8 protein-coding genes are annotated in these 7,913 nt (G+C 72.6%); 6 read left to right on the top strand and 2 right to left on the bottom strand.

All coding sequences use genetic code 11. The annotated features are described in order from the left end of the window. Positions 1-521 (top strand): hypothetical protein (locus L2I40_RS14470; RefSeq protein ID WP_237215772.1); only part of this gene is annotated, 521 nt, incomplete at its 5' end. Positions 522-527: 6 nt separating this feature from the next. On the opposite strand, the gene L2I40_RS14475 is transcribed toward L2I40_RS14470, so the two are convergent. Next, on the bottom strand, positions 528-1,505 hold the full coding sequence (locus L2I40_RS14475; protein WP_237215774.1) for a Bug family tripartite tricarboxylate transporter substrate binding protein: 978 nt from the start codon (positions 1,503-1,505) through the stop codon (positions 528-530). 230 nt (positions 1,506-1,735) lie between these two features. After that, positions 1,736-2,737 (bottom strand): Bug family tripartite tricarboxylate transporter substrate binding protein, encoded by a 1,002-nt coding sequence (locus L2I40_RS14480; RefSeq protein ID WP_237215776.1) that lies wholly within the window; start codon positions 2,735-2,737, stop codon positions 1,736-1,738. Between the two features lie 189 nt (positions 2,738-2,926). Between L2I40_RS14480 and L2I40_RS14485 the strand changes: the two genes are divergently transcribed. The 5 genes from L2I40_RS14485 to dctP form a co-directional block, all read left to right on the top strand. After that, positions 2,927-4,693, top strand: coding sequence for a glucan ABC transporter ATP-binding protein/ permease (locus L2I40_RS14485; protein WP_272910966.1), 1,767 nt, complete (start codon positions 2,927-2,929; stop codon positions 4,691-4,693). A gap of 411 nt (positions 4,694-5,104) precedes the next feature. Then, entirely contained in the window at positions 5,105-5,542 is a 438-nt protein-coding gene (locus L2I40_RS14490; protein ID WP_237215788.1) for a CBS domain-containing protein, read from the top strand. 97 nt (positions 5,543-5,639) lie between these two features. Beyond that, positions 5,640-5,903, top strand: coding sequence for a hypothetical protein (locus tag L2I40_RS14495; protein WP_237215790.1), 264 nt, complete (start codon positions 5,640-5,642; stop codon positions 5,901-5,903). A 76-nt stretch (positions 5,904-5,979) separates the two neighbouring features. Beyond that, positions 5,980-6,984 carry a TRAP transporter substrate-binding protein gene (locus tag L2I40_RS14500; RefSeq protein ID WP_237215792.1) on the top strand — a complete coding sequence of 335 codons (1,005 nt, stop codon included), beginning with the start codon at positions 5,980-5,982 and terminating at the stop codon, positions 6,982-6,984. Positions 6,985-7,091: 107 nt separating this feature from the next. Continuing rightward, positions 7,092-7,913 (top strand): TRAP transporter substrate-binding protein DctP (gene dctP, locus L2I40_RS14505; RefSeq protein ID WP_237215794.1); only part of this gene is annotated, 822 nt, incomplete at its 3' end.

A 7,913-nucleotide genomic window follows, 5' to 3' on the forward strand; every position in this document is an offset into this window, starting at 1 on the left:
CGGGGTCCTCCTGGTGGACCAGCACGGCAGAGCGCGCGGGCGGCATCCTCGCCTGGCTCGAGGCGCTGCGCGCGCTCGCGGCCGCGCCGCGCCGGCGCGCGGTTGTCGCGCTCGCCACCTGCGCGCATGAACTCGGCCATGTCGGCGCGAAGCGCGCCTTCGCCGCCGACCCCGACCTGGTGCCGGAGGCGCCGCTGGTGCTGCATCTCGGCGCCAATCTCGGCTGCGCCGGATCGGCGCGGCTGGTCGTGCGCAGCAACGTCCCCGGCCTCGCCGATCGCATGGCCGAGGCGCTGGTCGCGGCCGGACACCCGCCCGCCGCGATCGAGCCGTTCACCGGCGGCAAGGCGAATGGCGAGGCGCATGAGGTGGAGGAGCGGGAGGGCCGCTACCTCTCCCTGATCGGCGACAACCCGTGGTTCCACGCGCCCGACGATCGCTGGCCCGAGACGGTGGACGTCGCGCGCGCCGAGGCGATCGCCCGCGCCGCCGCGGCGATCGCCGTCGCGCACGCGGCCTGACGGCGTTCAGTCCAGCTTCGCGCCCGAGACCCGCACCACCTCGCGCCACTTCTCGTTCTCGGCGCGGATGAAGGCCTCGAAGGCGGCGGGGCCGAGGAAGCGCGGCTCGCTGCCGATCTCGCGCAGCCGGGCGATCATCGCCGGATCGCGCATGATCTCCTGGATCGCGGCGGCGTAGCGCTCCTGCGCCGCCGCCGGCATGCGCGCCGGCGCCTGCACGCCGAACCACGCCACCGCCTCGAAGCCGGCGATGCCGCTCTCGATCACCGTCGGCACCTCCGGGTCGGTGAACCAGCGATCGCGCGAGGTGACCGCCAGCAGCCGGACGCGTCCCTCGCGGACATGCGGGATGTAGGCCGGCAGGTTGTCCACCGCGACCTGCAGCGTGCCGGAGATCAGGTCGGGAATGACGCCGCCGGTGCCGCGATAGGGCACGTGCGTCAGGTCGATCCCGGCGCGCACCTTCAGATACTCGCCCGACATGTGGCCCGAGGTGCCGTTGCCCGGCGTGCCGTAGTTCAGCCGCCCCGGATTGGCCCGCGCATGCGCCACGAACTCCTGGAAGCTCCGCGCCGGCACGTTCGGGTTCACCAGGATCCCGTTGGCGACGAGGTTGACCAGCGCGACGGCGGCCAGCTCCTCCGGCCGGTAGGGCATGCGGCTGTAGAGGAACTGGTTGATGCTCGCCGTGCCGATCGTGCACATCAGCAGCGTGTGCCCGTCCGGGTCGGACTTCGCGACCAGGTCGGCCCCGAGGTTCCCGCCCGCGCCGGGCCGGTTGTCCACCACCACCGGCTGGCCGAGCACCGGCGAGAGCCGTTCCGCCAGCAGCCGCGCCGTCAGGTCCGTCGCCCCGCCGCCCTGGAACGGCACCACCAGCCGCACCGGACGCGACGGCGCCCAGGCGCCCTGCGCACGCGCCTGCGACAACGCCGGCAGCGCCAGTGCCGCCCCCATCATCGCGCGGCGTCCAACCGTGATCATCCAGCTCTCCCGTCGCAAATCGTCCGTCCCCCGCTGCCCTGCCCAGGCTTCGCCTCGGCAGGATGAGCCTTCAGCGCAAGAGCGGCGCCAAACCGGGGCCCCCGCGGCGGCGCCGAAGGCGACGTCGTGGGGATGTAGATGGGGCCCCTGCGGCGGCGCCGAAGGCGACGTCGTGGGGATGAAGATGGGGCCCCCGCGGCGGCGCCGAAGGCGACGTCGTGGGGAGTTCATCAGTCCGCGGTCGCGCCGGAGCGCCGCACCACCTCGCCCCACTTGGCGATCTCGGCCCGGATGAAGGCCTCGAAGGTCTCGGGGCTGGTGCCGCCGTCCGGCGTCAGATTCGGCGCCATGCCGCCGAGATCGGCGAGCCTGCGCTGCATGTCCGGCTCGCGGATGATCTGGTTCACCTCGTCGGAGATGCGCTGGATGGCCGCACGCGGCGTGCGCGCGGGCGCCTGCACCCCGAACCACGCCGTCGCCTCCACGCCCGGGAAGCCGGCCTCGGCCGTCGTCGGCACCTCCGGCATCGCCGGCGAGCGCTCCCGCGTCGTGACCGCGAGCGGGCGGAGCCGGCCTTCGCGCAGGTGGCCGATCACGCTCGGCAGGTTGTCCACCGCGACCTCGATCCGCCCCGAGATCGTCTCCTGCAGCATCGGGCCGGCGCCGCGGAACGGCACATGGGTCATGTCGATGCCGGCCTCCAGCTTCAGCAACTCGCCCGTCATGTGCAGCGAGGTGCCCATGCCGGACGACCCGATGTTGAGCTGCCCGGGCCGCGCCTTGGCGTAGTCCACCAGTTCGCGCAGCGTGCGCACCGGCAGGTTCGGCGTGACGAAGATCGCATTCGGCACGCGGAGCATCAGCGCGACCGCGGCGAGGTCCTCGGGCCGGTTCTGCATGCGGGGGCCATACAGCGAATAGTTGATCGCGCCGCCGCTGATCGTCTGCATCAGCAGCGTGTGACCGTCTGGCTCGGCCTGGGCGACGACCTGGTTCCCGATGTTGCCGCCCGCACCGGGTCGATTCTCGACCACGGCCTGCTGCCCGAGGCGACGGCCCAGCGGCTCCGCCAGGAGGCGCGCCGCGATGTCGGTGGTTCCGGCCGGCGGGAAGCCCACCACGATGCGCACCGTGCGCGCCGGCGCCCAGGCAGCCTGGGCGTGGGCTCCTGCCGGAACGAGAAAGGGGGCGGCGAGGCTGGCGCCGAGCACGGCGCGACGGGTGGTGCGCATCTCTGTCTCCTCCGGCGCGGGAACTGGCGTCCCGCTGCAACGCTGGTCCCGCGTTCCTGCCGCAAACTGGCCGCGGCTTGCAAGCCGGCGGCTTCCGCGCGAGTGCTTGGCCCGAGGACACCACGCCCCCTCTGGAGCGTCCCGGCCAGGGCCGCCCGGGGGGCGCGGCGGGTCGGACGGGGACCGCGCATGCACTTTGTTCGCCTGTACTGGAGGGTGCTCGCGCTCCTCGCGCCCGATCGCTGGGTGGCGATCGGGTTGGCCTTCGCCGCCTTCGCGCTCGCCGGCCTCTCCTTCCTCGAGCCCGTGCTGTTCGGCCGCGTCGTCGACCTGCTGTCGCGCTCCGACAGAATCAGCCGCGAGCAGCTCTGGGCCGAGGCCTTCGCGCTGCTCGCGCTCTGGGGCGCCGTCGGGCTCTCGGCCATCGGCGCCAACGTGGCGGTCGCGCTGCTGTCGGACCGCATGGCGCACCGCAACCGGCTCGTGGTGATGGGCCGCTACTTCCAGCACGTCCTCGCCCTGCCGCTCTCCTTCCATGGCGACACCCAGTCGGGGCGGCTGATGAAGATCATGCTGATGGGGTCGGACAACCTCTTCGGCCTCTGGCTCTCCTTCTTCCGCGACCACTTGGTCACCTTCATCGGCGCGCTGGTGCTGCTGCCGCTCACGCTCTTCCTCAACTGGCGGCTCGGCCTGCTGCTGATCGGCCTCGTCATCCTCTTCGCCCTCGTCTCGGCCTACGTGATCCGCAAGACCGAGGCCGCGCAGGGCGAGGTCGAGATGCTGCACACCGAGCTCGCCGGCAACGCCCAGGACGCGCTGTCCAACGTCGTCGTGGTGCAGTCCTTCTCGCGCCTCAGCTCCGAGGCGCGGCTGTTCGGCGACATCGTCCGCCAGGTGCTCGACCGCCAGTTCCCCGTCCTGAACTGGTGGGCCGTCGTCGCCGTCATGACGCGCGCCGCCGCCACCATCACCGTCATCGCGATCTTCCTGCTCGGCACCGTGCTGCACCTGCAGGGGGCGGCGAGCGTCGGCGAGATCGTCTCCTTCATGGGCTTCGCGACGCTCCTGATCTCGCGCCTGGAAGGCGCGGTCGCCTTCGTCTCCCGCCTCGTCTTCCAGATGCCGGCCATCGAGCAGTTCTTCGCCGTCCTCGACGCCCGCACCACCGTGCCGGAGAAGGCGAATGCGGTCAGCCTCGGCCGCGTCGCGGGCGAGGTCCGCTTCGAGCAGGTCGCCTTCGCCTATCCGGGCGGCCCGCGCATCCTGGACGGCATCGACTTCGTCGCACCCCCGGGCCGCACCGTCGCGCTGGTCGGCCAGACCGGCGCGGGCAAGTCCACCGCCATGGCGCTGCTGCAGCGGCTCTGGGATCCGGTCGACGGGCGCATCACCCTCGACGGTCACGACCTGCGCGACATCAGCCTCGACAGCCTGCGCCGCAATGTCGGCGTGGTGTTCCAGGAAGCGATGCTCTTCAACCGCTCGATCCGCGACAACCTGCTGGTCGGCCGGCCCGACGCGACGCAGGAGGATGTCGAGCGCGCCTGCCGCATGGCCGAGGCGCATGAGTTCATCAGCCGCAAGCCGCATGGCTACGACACGCTGATCGGCGAGCGCGGCGCGCAGCTCTCGGGCGGCCAGCGCCAGCGCCTCGCCATCGCGCGCGCATTGCTCAAGGATCCCCCCGTGCTGATCCTCGACGAGGCGACGAGCGCCCTCGACGCCGCGACCGAGGCGCGGGTGCAGAAGGCGCTCAAGGCGCTGATGGCGGGCCGCACCACCTTCATCATCGCGCACCGCCTCTCCACCGTGCGCGACGCCGACGAGATCATGGTGTTCGAGGGCGGCCGGGTGGTGGAGCGCGGCGGCTTTGACGAACTGGTGCGCCAGGGCGGCCGCTTCGCCGAGCTCGTCCGCACGCAGCTCGCCGGCGCCGAGGCTGCGAATGCCTAGGGTGCCTCAGGCGCCGGCGCGCGCATCCGCGCGCGTCGTGCCGGAGGCACGCCTCCCGCGTGACGCTGGCGCGCCGCAGGCATGGCGCACCCGGCCGCACTGACAGTCGCGGCGCGGCGGCCGCCTTGCGGCCGCATTCCGCAAGGTCGGCGCTCGTCTTGCCGCGCCGCGCTCGCTGCTCCCTCTCCCGCTTGGGGGGGCGACGCCAAAGGCGTCGGACGCCAGAGTTGCGGCGGAACGCCGCATACGCCGGCTGGTCGGGGTGGGGGTCAGCCCTCCGCCAAGCCGAGCGCCTCCATCGCCCCCCTCCCGCCGCAACCCCCGGCTGTGTCTTGCACCGCAGCACATCCTTTCCTTGCCTCGCGGGATCGCGCGCTGGCACGCTCCCCGCCCCCTGGAAGGAGCGCGCCGATGACCATCGCCACCATCCTCCGCCGCAAGGGCAACAGCGTCGTCTCGGTCGGCGCGCAGGACGAGGTGGGCGCGATCGCCCGCATCCTGTCGGAGAAGCGCATCGGCGCCGTCCTCGTGCAGGATGCCGGCGGCGACGTACTCGGCATCGTCAGCGAGCGCGACATCGTCCGCTGCATCGCCGCGCATGGCTGCGACGCCGTCACCATGCCCGCCGCGCGTCTCATGACCCGCGCGTTGCACACCGTGACCCCGCGCACCCACATCACCGAGGCGCTGGAACTCATGACCGACCGCCGCGTCCGCCACCTGCCCGTGCTGGAGGAGGACGGCCGCCTCGCCGGCATGATCTCGATCGGCGACCTGGTGAAGGCGCGCATCGACGAGGCGCTGCACGAGGCCGAGGAGCTGCGCCACTACGTCGAGACGGCCGGATAGGGCAGGGCAGTGATGCCGCGCCCGTCTTGATCCGCATCAAGGACGACCCGGCCGGGCGGGCCGACACTCGGCCCGTCCAGTCCATGGGGAGTCCCGGATGAACCACCGTCACCGCAAGGTGCTGCACGCGCTCTTCGCGCACCCGGTCAGCGCCAACATCGACCCGAAGCACGTGCTTTCCGTCTTCGAGGAACTCGGCGCCGAGGTCAGCCATGGCGGCCACGGCCAGATCAAGGTCACGCTGAACGGCCATACGCACGGTTTCCACGACAGCCGCCACAGCCTCTCGAAGGACGAGGTGGCGGCGATGCGGAAGTTCCTCGAAGGGGCGGGCGTGGACCCGGGCGCCTACCCCGTCTGACGACGGGGCACTTGCCGCCGCGGCGGCCGGCGGCGAAGCTGCACCCGGTCAGACGACATACCGGGGGATCCCACCCATGCCGAGCCGCCGCCACCTTCTCGCCCTGACGGGCGCCGCCATCGCGGCGCCCGCCCTCTCGCGCGGCGCCGCCGCCCAGGGCCAGCCGATCCGCTGGCAGATGGCGACCCCCTATCCGGACGGGAACTTCCACACCCGCAACATCCGCACCTTCCTCGAGGAGGTGCAGCAGGCCTCGGGCGGTCGCATCACCATCCAGCTCCACTCCGGCGCCTCGCTGCTGCCGATGCCGCAGATCAAGCGCGGCGTGCAGACCGGCCAGGTCCAGCTGGGCGAGATCCTGCTCGCGGCCTACGCGAACGAGGACGTCTTCTTCGACGCCGACAGCATCCCGCAGCTCGTCAGCAACCTCGCCGAGGCGAAGCGGCTGTCCGACCTGCAGCGCCCCTTCATCGAGGCGCGGCTCGCCCGCCAGGGCCTCTCGCTCCTCTACATGGTGCCCTGGCCGCCGGCCGGCCTCTACGCTCAGCAGCCCGTCACCACGATCGAGGGCCTGCGCGGCCTGCGCTTCCGCACCTTCTCGCCCGCGACCAACCGCTTCGCCACCATCGTCGGCGCGCAGCCGACGCTCGTGCAGGCGGCCGAGCTCGCTCAGGCCTTCGCTACCGGCGTCGTGCAGGCGCAGATCACCTCCGCCCAGACCGGCGTCGACACCTCCGCCTGGGACTACGCCCGCGTCTTCACCCCGCTCGGCTTCACCATGACGAAGAACGCCGTGATGGTGTCGCGCCGCGCCATGGAGGCGCTCCCCGCCAACCTCCAGCAGGAGGTCCGCGCGGCGGCGGCGCGCGCCGAGGTGCGCGGCTACGAGCTGAGCGAGGAGAGCCGCGTGAACTCCGAGCGCACGCTCGGCCAGCGGGGCATGCAGGTGATCCCGCCGACCAACGAGTTCATGGAGGGCCTGCGCCGCGTCAGCACACAGATGACCGACGAATGGGTGCAGCGCGCCGGCGATGACGGCCGCGCCCTGATCGAGTCCTATCGCCGCGCGGCCCGCACCTGAGCCGCCCGCCGCACCACCCTTCTCCCTCTCCCGCGAAGCGGGGGAGGGTCGGGGTGGGGGTTCGCGCGTCGCGCCCCTCCCCGAGCCCAGGCAACCGGACCCTCGCGATGCCGATCACCCGCCGCGCCACCCTCGCCGCGCTCGCGGCCACCGCCGCCATTCCGGCCCACGCCCAGCCGGCGCGCTGGCAGGCCGCATCGGGCTTCGGCGACGGCAACTACCACACGCGCAACCTGCGCGAATTCCTCGCCGAGATCGCGCGCGGCACCGACAACGCGGTGCAGGTCACATTGCACTCGAACGGCAGCCTGCTGACCCAGCCGCAGATCAAGCGCGGCGTGCAGACCGGCCAGGCGCAGATCGGCGAGATCCTGCTCACCGCCTATGGCAACGAGGACCCGCTCTTCGACGCCGATGCGGTGCCCGGCCTCGTGCAGAACCTCGCCGATGCGCGCCGCCTCGCCGCCGTGCAGGCCCCCTTCGTCGAGGCGCGGCTCGCCCGCCAGGGCCTGATGCTGCTCTACATGGCGCCCTGGCCGCAGGTGGCGATCACCGCCAACGTCAACATCACCGATCCCGCCCAGCTGCGCGGCATGCGGCTGCGCACCTATTCGCCGATCTCGACGCGGCTCGCCCAGCTGCTGGGTGCCACCGGCACGCTGATCACCGCGCCCGAGGTGCCGCAGGCCTTCGCCACCGGCATCATCCAGGCGCAGCTCACCACGGCCCCCGTCGCCGCCGACACCGCGGTCTGGGACTACAGCCGCTTCTTCATCAACGCTTCCATCGCGACCTCGAAGAACGCCGTCTTCGTCTCCCGCCGCGCCTTCGACGGGCTGACCGAGCCGCAGCGCGCCGCGATCCTCGCCGCCGCCCGCGCGGCGGAGGCGCGCGGCTGGCAGCTCGCCGCCGAGGCGCAGGCCGAGGCC

The sequence above is a fragment of the Falsiroseomonas oryziterrae genome, from assembly GCF_021864505.1.
In the GTDB taxonomy this organism is placed as follows: Bacteria; Pseudomonadota; Alphaproteobacteria; order Acetobacterales; family Acetobacteraceae; genus Falsiroseomonas; species Falsiroseomonas oryziterrae.